Raw genomic sequence first — 19548 nt, 5'->3', positions numbered from 1 at the left:
TGTCAGTAACAAGAGACGTTAGACGAATCAGTATCCCCTCTTAACTTACAACTTATAACTTATAACTTATAACTATTCGCTATTTCAGTGCGTCTTCAATCTCCTGAGAAGTAAGGAGTCGGAATTTACTTGTGCCGTGTTGTGCAGTTTCCAAAACCCCTACTTCAATTTGACCTTCTTCACGTGCGGTATCAATAATCTCGTACATCTGCGCAGTCTCTAACTGGGTATCCTCCGATTCTGCGTCTTCCGGCTCGCGTGAACTTAATTCTTTACCGATTGTCCAAGCCTCTAACGCCAACCGGAACGCCGTAGTTAAATCTCTGTCAGCGTCAGTCTTTGCAGCAGTGAGATATTTTTGCATTCCTGTTTCAATTGTTTCTGTTCCAGCGATAACTGCAAAAGATGGATCGGTTCGGACAATGCCATCAAAGTTGATCCCTGTGAATTGGCTTTTTCCTGAAACACTGCCGAGTTCAGCGAGCAACATTTTGATGATATAAGCTTCACCGGCAATGGACTCAAACGCCTGCTTAAAAGCAGGTGCCAACGTATAGTTAGTTAACCGGTGTAGATTTATATCTTCAGTAGCATTTTGAAAGCCTTGGACGCTGGCAGTATCGGTAACAAGCATCCGTAAACGTTCAATATCAGCCGGGTGCCCGATTGCAGAGAGTGCGATCCGATCATGCACCTCAAATATTTTACGTTGTCCCTTACTGACAGTCAAGAGCATCATACCTTCGTCGTAGGTAACACCTACGACAGGACTGCCCAATCGGAGTTCGTCTTCAATGTAATCTCGTCTGTCCTGAATCGCCTCTATCCAGCGATATGGTTCATCTCGCATTTTTTAATAGTTGTCGGTTGTCAGTACGATTTTTCTGCGAAAAATCTTTCAGTTGTCAGTTCCAACTCTCACTGCGAGGTACTCTTAACCTATAACTCTCACTGCAAGGCAAACTGGCAACCGATGGCTATTCCTCTACATTTGGTTGTGCCTCAGCGTACCATTCTGCTAAATCATCATCAGAAACGGTATTAACACCGGTGCGTGTTACGGTTTTGAGAGTCGGAAAAATTTTCACTTTAGCATTGTATCCACTCGTTGCGGCATCGTATTCACTGGCGATGTCCAAGAGTCTTAAGATAGCGATGGCTGCCTGCCGTTGGTCCATTTCGTGCAAGGCAGTCTCACCAAACCGAGACAGATAGCGCAACACGCCCCGGATCCAGATAGAACCAGAACCAGTTGTTGCAAAATCGACGTTCTCAAAGTGCGCCCCGAGTGCGTCATAGAAGAAAATTTTTCCGCCGTTCCCGTCATCGGCGGCATTTAAATCATACAGTGCAAAGATCGGAATAACGCCACCGATACCCTGGAGTGCCATCGACAGATTCTCACGGATGAGTCTTGACAACATCCGAAGTTTGCCTTCGAGGCTTAACTCTTGGAGCTGGCTGCGCCGGAAATATTGGAACGAGTGCTCCAATATTCTGGCAATTTCATAAGCGATTGCGGGTGATCCTGAAATAGCAAGTGCAGAATGCCTATCAATTTGCAAAACTTTCTCGGCTCGATCATAGATGACAGAGGTGCCTGCGGTAGCACGCCGGTCCCCTGCGATCATGACACCATCTCGGTAAAGAACAGCAACCACGGTGGTGCTATGTGCTATTTCAACATCTGCTCCGTGTCGTGCGGTTTCCGGTGGCACCTCTATCTTTAAGGGATAATTTGCGTATCTCAAGAGGTCGAGAAAGTCGCCTTTGTGGTTTATTCCTCCGTGGGGTGCGAGTTCTTGGTGTCCTGCACCACTTAGATTCAGGAAATCACCGTTATAGTGCATTATTCCCCCGTTCTTTGGCGATAACGCCGGGACTGATCTTTGTCAACACGACGCATGCGCTTGAGCAATTCTTGTGTATCAGGACGACTGACTTTCTGGCGCTTGGGTCCCTCGTTATCACTATCGCCATCACCGGGTCCGATGGGTTTTGTATCTCTCTGCTTGCGCTCAAGCTGAGCAATGATATTAGCTGCCATTTTAATTCTCCTTTTTTTAATAGTTGTCAGTCATCAGTACGATTTTTTTCTCCGAAAAAAATCTTTCAGTGGTCAGTGGTTTTCAGTTATCAGAGCGATTTTTCTGCGAAAAATCTTTCAGTTTGCTTCGCAGTGAGAAAAAGAGACCTCTTGAATTGTCCCAACCCTCTTTTAACTGATAACCGATAACTGACAACCCCTCTTCTGATAACTGATAACCATCTTCTCATAAACGTAATTTTTTAATTAATGTTTCGACGGTCGGTGATTCGTCAAGAGCCTCATTATATTGCTGTGCGATGTCTGCCTCAGCGAGTGCGTTGAGGTTAACTTCTCGGGTCCGCCCATTGACAGTAAAGGTAATGCTATCCCACTGGATTGCTTTTATTGATTCACTAAACCGATCAACAGCGCGCCCGCGAAAGTAGGCCCGTGTGCCAGCAGGCGGATTATGAAGTGCTGCTTCAATCTGTTCGTCTGTGACGATACGACGCATGGGGATTCCATAGTAAAGCCCTTCATCGAGATCAATGTTATGATATTCTAAATCCAAACTCTGGAGCCATGCATCGTCCCATGGGACTCCCTCTTCTTCTGCAAAGGTTTCAAGTAACCACTTCTTCGCGACCCAATCAAGCCGATCAATAAGCGACATTGGATCTTTCTCAAGTGTATTGAGCGTATCTTCCCACTCTGTGAGTACCCAGTCAGTTTCAAACCCCCCAACATCGTCGAGATGTTTCTGTGCGAGTGCGAGGTACTCGCGCTGATGGTCGATTGCCGACATCGTTTTTCCATCATCTGTCATCACCATCCAACGATACGTCTGGTCATGCGACACGGTCTTGATGGTATCAATTGGATTGGCAAGTGCGAGCTTTTCCGGGACCCTCCGTTGTTCAATCAGAGCAATAACAAGCGCGGTGGTGCCGACCTTGAGAGCCGTTGCGTATTCAGACATATTGGCATCACCTGCGATACCGTGGAGTCTCCGGTATTTAGATGCGTCAGCATGCGGCTCGTCGCGCGTATTGACGATAGGACGGTTGTGCATGGTATCAACACTTGCCTCAACGTGAAAGAAATCAGCACGTTGTGACAATTGGTAATGCCCTGGTGTTGCAAGCCCGGCTTCAGTCTCAATACCGAGTTTCCCTGCGCCTGCGAAGATTTGTCGTGTTATAAAGAACGACATGATTCCCTGTTTGAGCGTCTCAAAAGGCACTTCACGCGCCATCAAGTAATTATCGTGGCACCCGTAGCTATGCCCGTGAAAATCGGTATTATTCTTATACAACAGCACGCGTTTTCCGAGTTTCTGACTGCGTGTTTCAGCACATCGGTGGAGGATACGTTCCCCCGCTTTATCGTGTGCCACAAGATCAAACAGGTTGCTGCATTCAGGTGTAGAATACTCCGGGTGCGCGTGGTCATTGTAGAGGCGCGCGCCGTTGACGAGAATGTGATCACTTTTAATTTCGGCGAAAGAGAGTCGCTCTTTCTTATTTCGCTTCCGATCGCGCGCTTCCTCTTCCTTCTCATCAGGATGATTGGAGAGTGTGTCTGCCCGAAAACCGCGTTCATCTCGCAACGGGTCTTCCCCGCGATAGTCCCACACCGGTCGAAAATCTTCTTGACGGTAACTTTTTATGAGCTCAATAGACTGCTTGACGGCATCAATGTGCGCTTCATTTTCGAGTGTGATTCCGTATTCAGTTTCAATTCCAAAAAGTCTTTCCATTTATTGGTCATCGGTTATCGGTTATCGGTTATCGGTTAAAGAGGGTTAGCGTTGCTTCACCAGTAAACGTGACGGTCCCAAGATCTCTCTTAACTGACGACCGAAAGATTTTTTGAAAAAAATCGTACTGAAAACTGACAACCATCCTCCTAAATGACACGCGAGCCAGACGCTTTACGCCGTTCCCGCTTTTCAGCTTTGATAGGTGTAACTTTGACGACGTTTGCTGGATCGTAATCCAGGAGTTTGAGCCAGTCTTCGGTCGCCTCGGTCGGCGGGAAGATTTCACTCTCAAGAAACTCCGCGGCGAGTGCGTCTAACAGGTCGGCCCGCGAGATTCCGCTTTCTTTTTCCGGGTTCTGAATTGCGCGTTTGAGTGCGGATTCCTTAGCGCGCTGCACAATCGACTCAATAATAGCACCACTACAGAGATGCCCACGATAGAGAATATCGCGTCTGCCACTCCTGAGGGAGACTTCAAGGAATCTGTTGTCCTCGTCCTCACGAAACATTTCATCAACAACCTGCGCGATCAGGTCTTCGACTGCCTTTTCAGCCGGTATAACTTCGGGTGGTGCTTCGTCTGGTGTCTCCGTCTCTGGGTCACGGGTTACCTCTGGAGCGATAGGTAGCTCGGGTGTAAAGTAAATACGGAAGATATCCTTCGCAGCGTCTGCGTCTGGACGAGTCACTTTAATTTTTCTATCAATGCGTCCTGGCCGCAGAATAGCAGGATCAATGAGATCTGGACGGTTTGTAGCGAGAATAATAACGACATCCTGTAGAGACTCAATGCCATCCATTTCCGCGCAAAACATTGGCACAAGCGTATTTGAGATGCTATGAGATCTGAGTGCCCGCCGTGTTCCTAATATAGACTCTGCCTCATCTATAAACACAAAAGCTAATTTGCCATCATCCTTTTTTTCACGGGCGATCTGGAATATTTCACGTACTTTCCGTTCAGATTCTCCGAGCCACATGTTCAGAATTTCAGGGCCTTTAATGTGGAGGAAACACCCTTCAACATCTTCTCCACCCTCCCTTCGGAGCTGCTGCGTCAAGTTATAGGCAGTCGCCTTACCGATGAGCGTTTTTCCGCATCCTGGCGGCCCGTGGAGGAGAAACCCTTTCGGGGCACTGTATTGGAAACGCGAAAAGAGTTCGGGATGCAGGATGGGAAGTTCAATCGTATCTTTAATACGTTGGATCGTTTCGTCAAGCCCGCCGACCTTAGACCAGGGAATATTTGGCACTGCCTCAAGCGCGTAAGCGTCCGTCTCTTTGGTAGCAATATGTTCAAGAGCGACCCGGTAATTGGAGTCAACTCGGACCTCATCGCCAGGCTTGAGTTTGACATCCATGAGGTCTGCGGAGCGTTCAAGGATAACGGTTTGCGCGTTAGGTTCTTGTCCAATACGGAGCCGTCCATCTGGTATAACCTCAGATACTTTTGCGATGGGTCCGGCATCGTTGTATCCGAGTTCACCGACGACGACAAAGGCATCGTTTAATAGTACACTGAACCCCTTTTTCAAGGTTCCCGGGTCAAGTTCGGTATCAAGGTTGGCGTAGTATTCGGAACCCCCGACGATGACGCGTGCGATGTCTTCTTTCGGCAATCCGAGCAAGGTGCCGATACGATTTGCGGGTGAAGTGAGTTTTTCAATCTGCGCCTCCATTTCCGCATGGATACGGAGTGCTTCCTGCTGAATCGCGTGAATTCTTTCCCGAAACTCACCTTCATCACTCAGAATAGAACGCCGCAGCTCAAGGAGCCATCGACGACGACTGTCCTCTGGCGGTGTCTCAGTGATAAGATGGTGAATTAACTGCAACGAATAGCCGGAATTCATCTCCTCTTCTTCAGAGGTGAGTTCTTCTTCAACTTCTTCGTCATCTTCAGTAAACAGGTCGTACCTGTCGGGATTTGCGCCAGCAGCTTTCGGATTTTTCTTATCGTACATTTGATGTCTCCTCAGGCAGAAGCGGATGACTTTACGATAGAGTTTACCACACTTCCCACAATTTTGCGAATATTTATTTTAAAAGTTGTCGGTACGATTTTTTTCAAAAATCTTTCAGTCGTCGGTTGTCAGTGAAGAGAAAGGCTTCATATATCAAGTTCACCTCTTAACCGATAACCGATTTCTAACCGATAAATCCACCTTACCAGGGGGATTTAATCTGTGCAAATTGAGTTCTGCTGTGATAATTTGTAATAGTTTAGCATAAGTTGCAACATAAATGCAAGAAAAAACAACTTTATACCAGGGACATTCAATTTTAAGAAATTATTGGATTGGATGTCTTTTTTTTGGGATCCGGTGCGAAATCTAGCGAAATCCAGCGAAATCCAGCGAAAATTTCTGCGTTTTGTTTTAAAACATAACATATATGAAGTATTAACACCTACGAGAAATACGCTGTTTCCGCGGAGGAACTGGTTCGGTTGATGAAGATTAATAAAATATTTCGGTAATTCTACGTTCTCCCCAGGCCCGGTAGGTGCGGTTTCCTAACCGCACATAAGTGTCAATTTAAGAAAAAAACGTATCCTCCCGTAGGTTGGGTTGAACGGATACTGCCAAACCCTGAAAATTAACACAACACTCAGCCTCTCCCAAAGATGCCACGTCAAACAGAAAACCGAGAGAAACCCAACGCCTTTGCGGTTTACGGCCACTTGAGGGGCTGAAGTTGGGTTTCACTGCGTTTTTAGAGGTATAGCACGGCAAGTTGGATTTCAGGGTATTGGCACACCGACATACCTTTTCAACACCGTTCTACCCAACCTACGGGACTAAATTGACACTTATGGTACACCGCAAAACCGCACCATAGGTGTCAATTTAGGGATATTTCTCGTCATTTCGTAGGAGCATCTCTACAAATGCCGCCCCTACGGGGCTTAGGTGTGTGAGGTCCCGTTTTTCTACAGAGATACCATCCCTACGGGATTCAAGAGATTTTTGAAGTCTTTAAGGTTTCTATGTAAAATCCGGTTCGGTTGGGAAACCGAACCTACTGGCCTGGGATCGCGACGGTTATTTTTTCTAAAATTGACACCTATGGTACACCGCAAAACGGCACCTATCGGGGCCCCTCAACTTATAGATATCTTGCTTCGCTGGATCAAAGCGCGTTTCGATTTTCTGTAGCGTTTTGATTTTATTCTATTTTTAGACACTAAAGCGTTAATGATTAACTTGACTTGCATCGCTGTGTATGTTAATATTTTCGCAAATAACAGCAGGAGAGGTGAGCGATAATGACACTCATATCTATGCTTGAAGACGCAGTTCAACAATACGGCAATAAACCCGCCTTGGCGCACAAACCGAAAGGTGGCACTTATCAAGATATTTCTTATACCGAGTTCAGTGCTTCAGTGGCTGCCTTCAGTAAAGGACTTAATGCGCTTGGGGTGGAAAAGAATGACCGCGTTGCAATTCTCTCCGAGAATCGTCCCGAGTGGGCAATTACGGATTTTGGTAGCCTCAAAGTCGGTGCCGTAACCGTTCCGATGTTTTCAACACTGACAGCGGCGCAAGTAAGCTATATCCTGAAAGACTCCGGTGCGAAAATTATCTGTGTATCTACCGAAAAACAGTTGGAGAAGGTAACTTCAATTCGAGATAAGGTTCCGACACTTGAACAGGTAATTATTTTCGATTCTGTTGAAGGTGAAACGCCAGAAGGCGTTATCCAATTTGATGCAGTCTGTGAACTCGCGGGTGAGGAGACCAACAATGCTGCGAGCGAAGAAGACCTCGCAACGATTATTTATACGTCAGGCACGACGGGCAATCCAAAAGGGGTTATGCTGACGCACGCGAATTTTATTTTTAATGTAGAGGCGTGCAAATCGCTTATTGATGTAAGCGAAACCGATGTGTTGTTATCGTTCCTGCCGCTATCGCATGTATTTGAACGGCTCGGTGGACATTATGTGCCACTGTTCTCAGGCGCGAAGATAGCATACGCGGAGAGTACATTCACAGTGGCGCAGAACATGAAGGAAGTCGCGCCGACGGTGATGCTCAGTGTGCCGCGGCTCTACGAAACCATGCACGAAAGAATTCTACGTGCGGTCCAAGAGGGTTCGCCCGTCAAACAGAAAATTTTCCACTGGGGCGTTTCGGTTGGTTCAGCAGTGAGTTCCGCAATTCAACAGGGAAGAAAACCGTCTGCGATTTTGCAATTGCAGCAGAACATTGCAAATAAACTCGTCTTTGCGAAGTTGAAGGAAGCAACGGGTGGAAGGTTACGGTTTTTTGTCTCTGGTGGTGCGGCGTTACCGCAGTCAATTGCTGAATTTTTCCACGCAGCGGGGATCTTGATTTTGGAAGGCTACGGATTAACGGAGACCTCGCCTGTTATTAGCATAAACCACCTGGGAAAATGGAAGTTTGGAACCGTTGGTGCACATGTCCCTGGTGTAGAGGTACAGATCGCCGAAGACGGTGAAATTTTAACCCGCGGTCCACACGTCATGAAAGGTTACTTCAACAACGACACCGCGACGGCAGAGGTCATCAATAAAGACGGATGGTTTCACACGGGTGACATTGGTATTATTGACGCAGATGGGTTTATTAAGATCACTGACCGGAAAAAGAATATCATCGTGCTTTCCAACGGTAAGAATGTCGCGCCCCAACCGATCGAGAGTGAATTGGTGAGAAGTCCGTTCATCAGTCAGGTTATGGTAGTCGGTAGCGAACGGAAAAATCTTGCGGCGTTGATTGTGCCGAATTTTGACGCGCTCAAGGCGTGGGCAGCAGAAAACGGTGTTGCTACGGATGACCTGTCAGCAATGCTCCAGACGCGCGAGGTACAACGGCACATTCAAAGCGAAATTCGGAGCCGTCTGACGGATTTTGCGGATTTTGAGCAGGTGCGACGGTTCACATTGCTTGAAAAGGAATTTTCGCAGGAAGCTGATGAGATGACCCCGACGCTGAAGTTGAAGCGGAATGTTATTATGGAGCGATACGCGGATGCGATTGAAGGGATGTATCCGGAGGATGCCTAAGGCATGGAAGGGTGGAAGAAGATTTTATCTTCTTGCTAACCTGCCTGTCTAAGGTCTAACCGCACTCCGGTTAAAAATTACTTTTCTTGCGGCGATAAAAGGCGGTACTGGCTAAAACAAGTTCTGCCGAATTTTTAATAAAAAAGAATGGCAACCCTCGGAGGAGACAGAATCCAACGGCGATGGTAGCAAGTATAAGACTTCCTTGCGCCAAAGCCGGGTTTTTCAAGAAACATGTGCCGGCAAGACTCGTGAAGGCTAACATTTTGGTGATACCGGAAAGGGCACGACTGAAGCGTGAGCGTGTGAGTGCGTATGCCCATCCGGTTTCTGGGTATCCAAAAAACCGTTGCAAACTGTCCGTGATAAACCCTCTTGACACGACAGCAATAGGCATCCATAATGGAAGGTGTCCTGTCGTCGCAAAATAAACCCAAAAGGTGTTTTCGATGATTCTGTTTGCAGCAGTATCAAGAACTTCACCGAGTTTTGATGTTTCGTTACGTTTGCGGGCAATATACCCATCAATGCCATCAAGCGCGAAGATAATCGCAATCGTTGCAATCAACCCGATATCCAGTGTTTGATGCATGCCAAATAGGACAATAACGACGAAAGTTAACAAGAGGCGGCAAAGCGTTATGGTGTTTGCAATCATGTATCGGGGTACAAACCCCTCCTACGGTTCTGTTGCGAGATATTTCGGATTCAGTTGGATATCCGGCGGATAGCGAATCTGCCACACTTTGGCTCCTGCTTCTGTGAAATTATCTGTCGGATAGACAGGAACAAAGGCATGGCTGAGTTCACCTTGCAGAAAAACTTCCGGAGGTCGTCGTTGCATTAGCATGAGATGTGTTACCCCGTGGGTTTTCAGGAATTCCAACGCGACTCGCGCGTCGGTGGCATCACGGACATGTTTGTTAAAAAGAAGAATCCAATGTTGGATGTAGTGATCTTGATCAATAATGGTTTTGACACCACCGAGGACGTTGAGCATGCTGCCGAACCCCCATCTTGCTGCGACGACAGCCTTAGGCGAGAGTTCCGCCTTCATCCATTCAAAAGCCTTTGCAGCCGGTGTATCTCCCGGAGCGGCTTGGCGCATTCGTGTTGCGGCTGCAATGGCACGTGTCGCGTGTTCGCCTGCAGGTTTCCAGTACATAAGGGATGCGACGATAATGACAGTGCTGACGGTTTTTACAACACGCAGCGGGAGTCGTTCTTTGAAGCCCGCACTCAGGAATTGCGCATTTTTGAGATTTTCAGTTATATAGGGACCGACGCGACGTATCAAATCAGTGGTAAAGAATGCAATCGGAAGTCCAATAAAGAAGTCATACCTCTTTGCATCACGAGAGAGTGCTACCCACACGAGAAACCATGCCGCCATCCCAACATAAACGAGTTCTTGTCCTTGTGATTCTCCGTGCCGCCACGCGATGTAAAGGAGCAGAAGAGAGATGCTGGCAAGCGATGTGAAAAAAAGAATGTTGCATCCGGATGCCCCTAAAAACGTTTCAAGTCTTGCACGAAAAAAGGTAGCGAGCATAAATAAAAATATAAATACCGCTAATACTGTGCCGTTGTTCTTCCAGAGGTGGACGCTGATACCAATGAAACCCAGGCTTCCTAAAAAGAAGAGGCTGCCGTATCGGAATACCCAATATCTGTAATCCGGTTTGTTAAGCTCCCCAACAGTTTGCATGAGTTCGTTTTGGCTTAACGGGACGGTGGTGCTGGCGAAGGTACCCAATTGCATCCAAACGTACCCAAGTGCAAGTGCAAAACTCGCAAGCACTAACCCAAGAGACAGATTCTTGGCGTGTGGACGGAGTTTTTCTGCAAGCGATGATTTCGTGATTAGAAAATGTCGGAAGGCGCGAATCCCTAATAGAACAAGGGGCGGCATCAGCACAAAGGCAAATAGGTGCTTTGTGAAACCCTCTCCACTTCGATAGGCAGACGATGCAAGGTAAAGCGTCGGCAGGAAGGTACACACCCAGAGAGCATATAATCGGAGTCCTTCCTCCTTTTCAGATGTGAGGAATCTCCAGAGTTCCATAACGAGGATGACGCTAACAAACACGCCGAAACCTTCCCAACTCATACCACCGAGGAAAATAGAGAAACCTGAAGCGAGCGTTAGAAATAGTCGCCAGCGAGACGATTGCGTCTGTAGGGACGCAAGATAGGTTGTGACTGCGAAAATTCCTAACATCAGACACCAGCTGTCCCTATCGCTGAAGCCCGCGGCACTGCGTTCAACGACACCGGGGAGCGTTGCTAAAAATATGCCAACAACGCATGAAAAAAGTAATCCAAAAGTCCGGTGAAGGAATAGGCAAAGCACTCCCAACCCTAACACAAAACAAACAGCAGGCGAAAACAGTGAGACCTGATAGAGAGAGACATTGGGAAAGAGAACTGTTATCGCTTTGTGCGTGTAAGCGACACCGTAAGCATACGCGGTCATGCTTTGTTCATAGTCTCTGCCGAGGGGGAGCCAGCGACGCATATCGCGCGCGGGCAGTCTGCCCTGTTCAGACACGATTTGCGCTTGCCAATAGTGAACATACGGATCGTTTCCGGTAAATTGTCCTTCCGGAATGTTCGGAACGCCTTGAATGCGAATCCAGAACGCAACGATCAGAATAGCACCCAAGGGTACCCATGGAAGGAACGCGCGGGCGGGTTTCCAAAGCGGTCTTAATTTTTCTAAATATTTCATTGTGTCCCTACAAATGGAAGGCGTACTGCCAACCGAGGACAAGCCTCCATGTCGTTTTCAGTTGTGTACCGGTAAGGTTTTGATAGAGTGGCATCTGAAACTCAACAGCAAGCCGTTGCCCAGCAAAGGTGCCCGTTGGAACCATCAGATTGCTTGAAATCGCAAAATCGAGTCTTTGGCCGCCGCGCCAGTCGGGACGATGGCTCGGACTCATAAGTAGATTCAACTCTGGATGGCTTCCCGTGATATTTCCCGAATGCGTAAAGAAAAATCTACCACTCAGACTGAGCCGGTCGCTGAGCCGCCGGGCACCCCACGCTGTCACCGATACCGCAGTGCCGTGCCGATAGTCTTGTGAATTGGTATGCAATGGAAACGTGCCGCGCAATTGACTGCCATAAGACCAGTTACCGTGATATCCAAAAAGCGTGACTCCTGGACGCGCTTGAAAAGAACCGCTCCCGAGCTGCATCGGGTAGGGGAGCAAGTTTCCATCCGCTCCTTTTTTTGAAATAGAACCGGTGGGAAGTGAAACGCCGATGTTTCCAAGAAGTGTGAAGTGTGGTCTTTTCCAGAGCGTGAGCAGCCCCTCAAGCTTGGCATCACCAACGCCCGAACTTGACATTTCATGATGTCCAACAGGGTGCCCATGGTGTCCTTCTTTGTGAAGATGTGCACCTTCCATCTCCATACGGAGAAACTGATAATTCGCCATCGCCATGAGCGTGAGTTTATCATGCGGGGCGAACATAGCACCGAAACCATGCATCTGCATTTGCATAGTGGTAGGTGCCATCATAAAGTCTTTTAGCACCTCGGCTGTTTCAACGGTAGTGGTGCCAGATTGCAATCCTTGCATGTCCATTGTCATGAATCGATACGAGAGCATGACTTCACCGGTCTTATGTCCGTGGTCGCCCATCACGCCGATAGGGGCGTGGCTATCAGGACGGGACTTTGGCGTGTCTGCGGATGTCCAAGCAAGTGCCTGAAAAAACAGATAAAAGGTTAAAAGTAAATAAGAACTTTTCAAGAACGCCTCCTTAATTCTCGGTACGGAGTGCATCAATAGGTGAAAGTCGCGCCGCTCGTATCGCAGGATAGATGCCAAAAGCAATCCCCATAAAAACAGAAAAGAGGACGGAAATGAGTATCCAATGTCCGGAGAGGACGACGGGCCACTTTTCCACAATGGGCAAGATACGCACGGCAATACGTGCCATACCGTGGGCAAAGAGCCACCCACCGACGATGCCGAGTACCCCACCACAGAAACATAGACATATCGATTCTGTCAAGAATTGATAGAAAATATCCATACGTCTTGCGCCGACGGCTTTCCGTAACCCGATCTCACGTGTCTTTTCACCTACGGAGACGAGGCAGATGTTCATGATACCGATACCACTGACAAACAAGGAAAAACCAGCAATGCCACCTAAAGCAATTTTAATCACATTTTTTATGTGATCAAGCCTCCGTACTCTGAATTGAGGTATCCAATATTTGATAAAATTATCAATACCTCTGTGTCTTTTGCGGAGGACTCTCTTAACAGATTCAACCACGTTGTAGACATCTGTGCCCTTTTGAAAAAAGATATTAAGGCTTTCAACATGAGGGTTTCCCGAGAACCGCTGTTGGCTCGTTGTTAACGGGATATAGAGACTGTCATCCCTTAGACGAGGATCACTTAAAATTCTGCCTTTCGGGGACATAACACCAACGACATGCAACCTTACTGATCTATTTCTTGATCTCTGGATTTTCACTTCTTTGCCGATTGGAGAAACCTCTCCAAACAACTCTCTGGCGGCGTTAGAACCAAGCACACACACTTGTAGGGCGTTGTCAATATCATTTTCAGAGAGGAAACGTCCATGTTGAACATCCCAATGGATGCCTTTTGCGTAGCCTTCTGTTACGCCCGCTATATACCCACGTGTTCTGGTGCCGTGTCCCGTCGTAACCCATCTCCGGCTTCTATAATTTTCGGGCAGGACGAAGAGTACCTTCGGGCATTCTGCCTCAATCGCGGAGGCATCTTCGAGGGTATATCGCTCCGTTGTTCGGTATCGTCGTCCCCGTTTCCTCACGAAAGTGCTTGTCCAGAATCGCACTTGGTTGGTTCCCCCGAGTTTTTCGATGTCGTCTGCGATGATTTGTTTCGTACTATCGCCAAGCGTCATCATACAAAGTACACTAGCGACTCCGATGCAGATGCCGAGAATGGACAATCCGGCACGCATCCGATTTTGTTCAAGGTGGACAATACCAGCGGTAATTGCCGCATCATGTTTCATAGTGTAGATATGGCTTCATGTCCCATAAGAGGATAGTGCCATCAAAACTACCACTTGCTAAGAGGGCACCATCCGGTGAAAAAGCCAAGCATTGGACATCACTGCAGTGCCCTCGGAAGGTAGCGATGTTTTCACCACTTTCAACATTCCACAACCGTACTGGACACTTCTTAATACCCTTGCCGCGTAACCACCACGCACCCGAAACTAAATAACGACCACATGGTGAAAAAGCCAACGCAAATGACCACCGGCTGTCTTCCGGCAGGAAGAGGCACTTGACTGTTCTACGATGACTGATATCCCACAAAAGGATCTTCTTCGGTTGAGCGAGAGCAATTAGAGTACTACAAGGTGAAAACGCAAACGCACGATTTCTTCCTGGCAATGTTTCAATGGGTTCACCGCTTTCAACATCCCACAACATGGAAATAGACCTGTCTTGGGTCATACTCACAATTTTCCTTTCATCGGGGCTAAATGCTATAAATTTGATCCAGTCCGAATGCGCGTTGAGATTTTGCTGTGCGTTCTGCAGTTGTACATCCCAGATATATAATGTGCCTTCGTTATCGCCGCATGCCAACAAATTGCTTTTGCATGCGAATGCTACGGTTGATACTACCAGCGGTTCTTGTTCATCGGCAGTGTTTTTTTTAGGAAGTCTGAAAGAGTTAACCAGTGTCTCGTTGTTCCCAATGTGCCACACCTTGGCAGTTGGACCGTCACGTCCGGTTGCGTAGATTTCCCCTTGTGGTGACACAGAGACAGTGTATCCTCTTCCAGGAAAATTGAAAGTGGATAATATGGCGGAAGGGTCTGTAATATCCCATAATATTACCTTTTCGCTGTCACTCCAATACCCACCTACGAGGGTCTTTCCATCTGGCGCAAAAACAAGCGAAAAAGGAACCCCAGTATGTAAATGAGAGAATAGGTGTGGTTGGGAATCCCCTACCGTCCATTTCCTAAATTCACGGCGGGTGGTAGAAGCTGAAACGAATGGGGTGCCCTTTGGAGCGTGGGTATTATGGACAGAAATATGCTCTTCAAGGAAGTGGTCGGTCCTTTCACCGCTCGTTACGTCCCACACGCTCCAAGCTTCATCAGACATCTCTAAAGCGTACAGCACACTCTCTGGTGAATAGAATACCTTTTTCCGTTCTGTTCCATAATTCTGAAAAGTGTGGAGCAACTCCCAATTAGCAACCGACCAAACCCGAACTGCGCCATCTCGTCCTCCGGATGCAAGGAACTTCCCGCAAGGTGAAAAGACAACACTGTAAACGAAATTAGGATGTTCCGTAAGACAAGTGAGTTGCTCGCCTGTTTTTATATCCCATACAGAAATAGAGTTGCAAGAATGTTCGGGAGGCCGGATTGTACCGCGGCGATCTGCATGTAATAAACTATCATTAGGCATTGTACAAGCGATCAAATTGCCTTCCGAGGAGAAGGCAATAGGGCGTAGTAGAAAAGGAAACCATTTGTAATTGGTATTGTCGTGAAATTTTGCAATCCGTTCCCCTGTTTCAGTGTTCCAAACATATAAGATATAGTCACGCAAACTAGAAACAGCAAGCAGCTGGCTATCAGGTGAAAAAACGAGGCGAGAAACCATGTGATCGGGTTTTTCCGATTCATCGCGTTCCATTTGGGCAATGCAGACACCGCGCTGCACATCCCACATCTTGACGAGACCATCCCCGTCGCCGGTGGCAAGCCACCGGCCATCTGGGGAAAATGCGACAGCAGAGGTAAACCCTCGATCTGTGTCCCATAAGGCAGTAGGCATCATAGTGGATATATCATACCACCATATCCCTATTTTGCTCGCGAATACAAGGTGTTTCCCATCATGAGAATATGCAGGATCCTGCACGATTCCCCCTTGTCCTATGCGAGTGATTGCACTTTGAGGTAACATCCACATTGGAAACTTAGCTACCACTGGCACAATCCCCGCCACACTGGTCATCCGCGCCGCAGATCCAGTCGGAGCAATAGCATGAATCCGACCCATCACAATTACTACCGCTAGGACAGCCGGATTGGTCTGAAATACCACAGTCCTTGTAGTTGTCACACACGCTGCAACTTGTAGATTCTATATCACCATCACCATCAATACAACCAGAACAGTTAGACTCACTATAATTAGAGAGTATCCGTTGAGTATCCGTTTCGCCGCAACAACCGTCGGTAGATTCGGCATCCATTCCGCCGCAACAGCAGCTGGAGGCTTCGGTTTCTACGACAAACCCATCAAACGCTCCCGCGTAAACTACGCCACCGACAAAGAGTAGGATAAACATGAGCCGACCTATGACATTCGGCGTTGAGAAAAAATTTCTAACCATTCTAAAACTCTCCTTTATGTAAAAAAGACATGAAACAGCATAGCACGTCTCTTAAAATTATACACAAACAATTCAGAAAATAGTATCGCAAAAACCACGCTTGTTGCAGCAGTCCGCGATACAACGCCAAAATCCCTCAATACCTTTTGTAAGACGCAACTAACATCAACGGATTTGGCTTACACTTCAATAACTTAATAAGTTGAGCAAGAATCGTGCCAATTGGTGAAATCGTGATATCCAGCCCTGTTATAACTTCGTTTGTCAAGGCGGTACGCGGGATACGGGCTGTACGCGGTGTAATCGGATCGCTTAAAGTTGTTTTTCGTCAAGTGTCGTAAAATACAACACATTTAGAAGCAGTATGGATTTCGGAGCCTTTGATATAGCAGGTTCAAGCGTATTGTGTCGTAAAATACAACAGTGTCGTATATTACAACACATTTTACGGTCGCAGGTTATGTTTCTCCATTTTCTGATAAAGCGTGGATCTATCAATCCCCAATGTTTGTGCCGCAGCGGAGATATTACCGCCCGTCGTTTTGAGTGCTTTGATAATGGCTCTCCGTTCAACTTCCTTAAGCGTAAGAATATCGGTGGCATCCATCGGGTCACTTGTAGCGAGTTGTGAACCGCCTCGCGTCTGATGTAAAAGGAGGCTTTGGGGTTGCAGTCGGTCCGTTGTCTCATATAAAACTGCCCTCTCAACGGCGTTTTCCAGCTCGCGCACGTTACCGGGGAAGTCATGCTGCATTAACATTTGTAAGGCATCAGTAGAAATGTCGCGAATGGGTTTTTCGGCGGCTGCAGCATATTTTTTCAGGAAGTGATCTGCCAAGATTGGAATATCTTCGCGCCGATCTCTCAGAGACGGAACCGCGATAGGGAATGCCGAGAGTCGATGGTACAAATCCTCACGGAAATATCCGTCTCTGATAGCATTTTCTAGATCCTGATTCGTAGCAGCCAAAACACGGATGTCAATGGAGGTGGGGCTTGTGCCGCCGAGTCTCTGAAATTCTCGTTCTTGTAGGACACGCAGCAACTTCGCTTGCAAAGTGAATGGCATATCCCCAATTTCATCAAGAAAAAGTGTACCAGTGTCCGCTTGTTCAAAGTATCCAATTCGACGCTCGTTTGCCCCGGTGAAAGCCCCGGGTTCATTGCCAAACAACTCACCTTCAATCAATTCGGTTGGTATTGCAGCACAATTGATGGCAACGAAGGGTCCTTCTTTCCGAGGACTGTTATCGTGTATTGATTTTGCGATCAATTCTTTCCCGGTCCCGGTTTCGCCTTGAATCAGGACGCTAATAGCTCCTGCTGCCGCCGTTTGAATCTGGGTGAATAGGTGCTGCATTTTCTTGTTTTTGCCGATGATTTCGCCAAAGGAATGGTTGGTTTCAAATTCGTTCTGTAATGCCATGATACCCGCTTTCGTGAAAGTTAACGTGAGTTCAATGTAACCGTTAGTTTGGTGTAAACGGATATCGTTCCGTGAAGCCACAAATTAACAGATTCTGCTAGAAAAAAATTTCATCGGGTGCTTATAGTCCAAGGATTGATACTTACCATTGCTGTCATACTATCAACTCCCTTTATAATTAAAGACACAATTTTGGAGAGAAAAGGTGCATCCGCGCCGAAATCGGTATGCACAGACTAACAGTCTATGCTACAAGTGAGAGATATATCCATCACAAATCGTATAAACATGCGTCTAACACTATCTTACATAGACCAGTTTTTTAAGCCCTTTTCGTGCAAAAAAGGAAAAAAATGTCATAAATTATCCAAAAATGATGGAAAAAAGTAGTGTATCTTATAAATAGTTGGTGACAGGCACATCAATCGGGTTTCCAAGGTTTCGCTCCGACAAAATAGTTTTTCAGGATTGAATGGCTCAGGGGCTGGGTCAGGGTTATTCAATTGTAGGTTTTTGGTGTCAGAATAAAATGAGAAATGTTAAAATTGAATGACCCTGATGTAGGCGGAATCAAGGATTGACTTTCACACCGATATCCGAGATAATATCAGTATCGACCATTTGAATGTTAACGAAACGCAGGAGGAAAAATAAGGTAGTTTGAAACCCGCTGCCCTATGTATCCCTTACGTGCCACGCGGTGCCATCACAGTTAATCCGCCCTTGATGATCTCAATTGTGGCAGGTGTTTCGCACATCGGTTCGCCATCAGCATATAACAGCATGGGTGGATCGGTTTCAATCTTTAAAGTCCGGGTCTGGTGCATGGATACGGCGGGGTGTCCGACATGACCGCCCCAGAAAAGTGTTACTAAGAGTCGGAGTACTGTCAAAGAGGAAACGGGTCGGACGATACAGACATCGAAAAGTCCATCATCAATACGTGCATCCGGGACAATCTGAAACCCGCCACCGTAGCGACTTGTGATGCCGGTAGCGGCGAGGAGGAGTGGTCCCTCATAAGTACCAAAATCGCCTTCAAGACGTACAGTCGGCGGATCGTAGTAGAACAGCGTCTCTACAGCTGCATAGGCGTAGGAGGCAGTGCCAGCAAATAGGGGTGTGCCTTTGGCTGCGCGGCGGCTGACTTCCGTATCGTAACCACAAGTCGCAATGGTGGTGAAATAGTTGTCAGTTGTCGGTTGTCGGTTATCAGAGGAGATAGTTGTCGGTTGTCGGTTGTCGGTTGTCGGTAACGGATTTTCGTTTAACAAATCCGTCTTTAACTGATGACTGTTAACTGTTAACTGAGGACTATTCTGATAGCAACGTCCCAAATCTACACGGATAGGGGTGCCAGATAAGAGGGTTGCGATCGCCGCTTCAGGCTTCAGTGGGATACCAACCGCTGCGGCAAAATCGTTGCCGCGCCCGCACGGGAGAACACCCAAGGTTACATCTGGAGCCATCGCGATACCATTCACCACTTCGTGGAGCGTTCCATCACCCCCGCAAGCAATTACGTACCGAGTTCCATTAGCAACGGCTTCTTGTGCGAAACGTTTTGCGTCGCCAGATGCCGAAGTCAATACGAGTTGTCCGTGCTGTCCGGATTCGGTAAGGGCAGCGTAGCCCTGCTCAGCAACATTCTTAGCATGTCCCTTGCCGGAGATTGGGTTTGCGATGAGAATAAAGTCGTTCATTGAATAGTTGTCGGTTGTCAGTACTCAGTTTTCAGTTAAGAGGACTCTTGTAACTCAGGACTTACGCAAATTGAGCGAATATCAGGTATTTAGGACGCAAAAAGCGGTAATTTAGCCCTTTAAACCCCCTAAATCCCCCTTATCAGGGGGACTTTAAGACGAAATGCGTAAGTCCTATAACTGATAACCGAAAGATTTT

The 19548-nt window shown here is 47.3% G+C and carries 14 protein-coding genes; 1 reads left to right on the top strand and 13 read right to left on the bottom strand.

The features are described 5' to 3' along the window. Positions 1-79: 79 nt before the first annotated feature. The 5 genes from OXH00_16555 to OXH00_16535 form a co-directional block, all read right to left on the bottom strand. Positions 80-850 (bottom strand): hypothetical protein, encoded by a 771-nt coding sequence (locus OXH00_16555; GenBank protein ID MCY3742628.1) that lies wholly within the window; start codon positions 848-850, stop codon positions 80-82. Positions 851-977: 127 nt separating this feature from the next. After that, entirely contained in the window at positions 978-1850 is an 873-nt protein-coding gene (locus tag OXH00_16550; protein MCY3742627.1) for a proteasome subunit alpha, read from the bottom strand. Further along, on the bottom strand, positions 1850-2047 hold the full coding sequence (locus tag OXH00_16545) for a ubiquitin-like protein UBact (protein MCY3742626.1): 198 nt from the start codon (positions 2045-2047) through the stop codon (positions 1850-1852). The genes OXH00_16550 and OXH00_16545 overlap by 1 nt, the downstream gene beginning before the upstream one ends. A 226-nt stretch (positions 2048-2273) precedes the next feature. After that, a complete protein-coding gene (locus tag OXH00_16540) occupies positions 2274-3788 on the bottom strand; it encodes a proteasome accessory factor PafA2 family protein (GenBank protein MCY3742625.1) in 1515 nt (504 codons plus the stop codon). A gap of 149 nt (positions 3789-3937) precedes the next feature. Beyond that, entirely contained in the window at positions 3938-5755 is a 1818-nt protein-coding gene (locus OXH00_16535; protein MCY3742624.1) for an AAA family ATPase, read from the bottom strand. Positions 5756-7059: 1304 nt separating this feature from the next. On the opposite strand from OXH00_16535, the gene OXH00_16530 reads away from it, so the two are divergent. After that, complete coding sequence (locus OXH00_16530; protein ID MCY3742623.1) at positions 7060-8826, top strand: long-chain fatty acid--CoA ligase; 1767 nt, start codon at positions 7060-7062, stop codon at positions 8824-8826. A 70-nt stretch (positions 8827-8896) separates the two neighbouring features. On the opposite strand, the gene OXH00_16525 is transcribed toward OXH00_16530, so the two are convergent. The 8 genes from OXH00_16525 to OXH00_16490 all read right to left on the bottom strand — a co-directional run bounded on the left by OXH00_16525 (position 8897) and on the right by OXH00_16490 (position 19349). After that, complete coding sequence (locus OXH00_16525) at positions 8897-9484, bottom strand: CDP-alcohol phosphatidyltransferase family protein (GenBank protein ID MCY3742622.1); 588 nt, start codon at positions 9482-9484, stop codon at positions 8897-8899. A 21-nt stretch (positions 9485-9505) separates the two neighbouring features. After that, complete coding sequence (locus tag OXH00_16520) at positions 9506-11557, bottom strand: hypothetical protein (protein MCY3742621.1); 2052 nt, start codon at positions 11555-11557, stop codon at positions 9506-9508. A gap of 7 nt (positions 11558-11564) precedes the next feature. Continuing rightward, positions 11565-12590, bottom strand: coding sequence for a transporter (locus OXH00_16515; GenBank protein ID MCY3742620.1), 1026 nt, complete (start codon positions 12588-12590; stop codon positions 11565-11567). Positions 12591-12600: 10 nt separating this feature from the next. After that, entirely contained in the window at positions 12601-13860 is a 1260-nt protein-coding gene (locus OXH00_16510) for an ABC transporter permease (protein MCY3742619.1), read from the bottom strand. Continuing rightward, entirely contained in the window at positions 13850-15742 is a 1893-nt protein-coding gene (locus OXH00_16505) for a WD40 repeat domain-containing protein (protein MCY3742618.1), read from the bottom strand. Before OXH00_16505 ends, OXH00_16510 begins: the two co-directional genes overlap by 11 nt. A gap of 58 nt (positions 15743-15800) precedes the next feature. Further along, on the bottom strand, positions 15801-16220 hold the full coding sequence (locus OXH00_16500; GenBank protein ID MCY3742617.1) for a hypothetical protein: 420 nt from the start codon (positions 16218-16220) through the stop codon (positions 15801-15803). Between the two features lie 445 nt (positions 16221-16665). Next, positions 16666-17727 (bottom strand): sigma-54 dependent transcriptional regulator, encoded by a 1062-nt coding sequence (locus tag OXH00_16495; protein ID MCY3742616.1) that lies wholly within the window; start codon positions 17725-17727, stop codon positions 16666-16668. A gap of 605 nt (positions 17728-18332) precedes the next feature. After that, positions 18333-19349 (bottom strand): diacylglycerol kinase family lipid kinase, encoded by a 1017-nt coding sequence (locus tag OXH00_16490; protein ID MCY3742615.1) that lies wholly within the window; start codon positions 19347-19349, stop codon positions 18333-18335. Positions 19350-19548 lie beyond the last annotated feature (199 nt).

The sequence above is a fragment of the Candidatus Poribacteria bacterium genome, from assembly GCA_026706025.1.
Taxonomy (GTDB): domain Bacteria; phylum Poribacteria; class WGA-4E; order WGA-4E; family WGA-3G; genus WGA-3G.
Note: the sequence above shows the minus strand (reverse complement) of the source record. Positions and strands in the feature narration are given on the sequence as shown.

Excerpts from the sequence above, each read along its gene's own strand:
- OXH00_16555 (MCY3742628.1), bottom strand. The coding sequence starts at position 850 with ATGCGAGATGAACCATATCGCTGGATAGAGGCGATTCAGGACAGACGA.
- OXH00_16550 (MCY3742627.1), bottom strand. The coding sequence starts at position 1,850 with ATGCACTATAACGGTGATTTCCTGAATCTAAGTGGTGCAGGACACCAA.
- OXH00_16545 (MCY3742626.1), bottom strand. The coding sequence starts at position 2,047 with ATGGCAGCTAATATCATTGCTCAGCTTGAGCGCAAGCAGAGAGATACA.
- OXH00_16540 (MCY3742625.1), bottom strand. The coding sequence starts at position 3,788 with ATGGAAAGACTTTTTGGAATTGAAACTGAATACGGAATCACACTCGAA.
- OXH00_16535 (MCY3742624.1), bottom strand. The coding sequence starts at position 5,755 with ATGTACGATAAGAAAAATCCGAAAGCTGCTGGCGCAAATCCCGACAGG.
- OXH00_16530 (MCY3742623.1), top strand. The coding sequence starts at position 7,060 with ATGACACTCATATCTATGCTTGAAGACGCAGTTCAACAATACGGCAAT.
- OXH00_16525 (MCY3742622.1), bottom strand. The coding sequence starts at position 9,484 with ATGATTGCAAACACCATAACGCTTTGCCGCCTCTTGTTAACTTTCGTC.
- OXH00_16520 (MCY3742621.1), bottom strand. The coding sequence starts at position 11,557 with ATGAAATATTTAGAAAAATTAAGACCGCTTTGGAAACCCGCCCGCGCG.
- OXH00_16510 (MCY3742619.1), bottom strand. The coding sequence starts at position 13,860 with ATGAAACATGATGCGGCAATTACCGCTGGTATTGTCCACCTTGAACAA.
- OXH00_16500 (MCY3742617.1), bottom strand. The coding sequence starts at position 16,220 with ATGGTTAGAAATTTTTTCTCAACGCCGAATGTCATAGGTCGGCTCATG.
- OXH00_16490 (MCY3742615.1), bottom strand. The coding sequence starts at position 19,349 with ATGAACGACTTTATTCTCATCGCAAACCCAATCTCCGGCAAGGGACAT.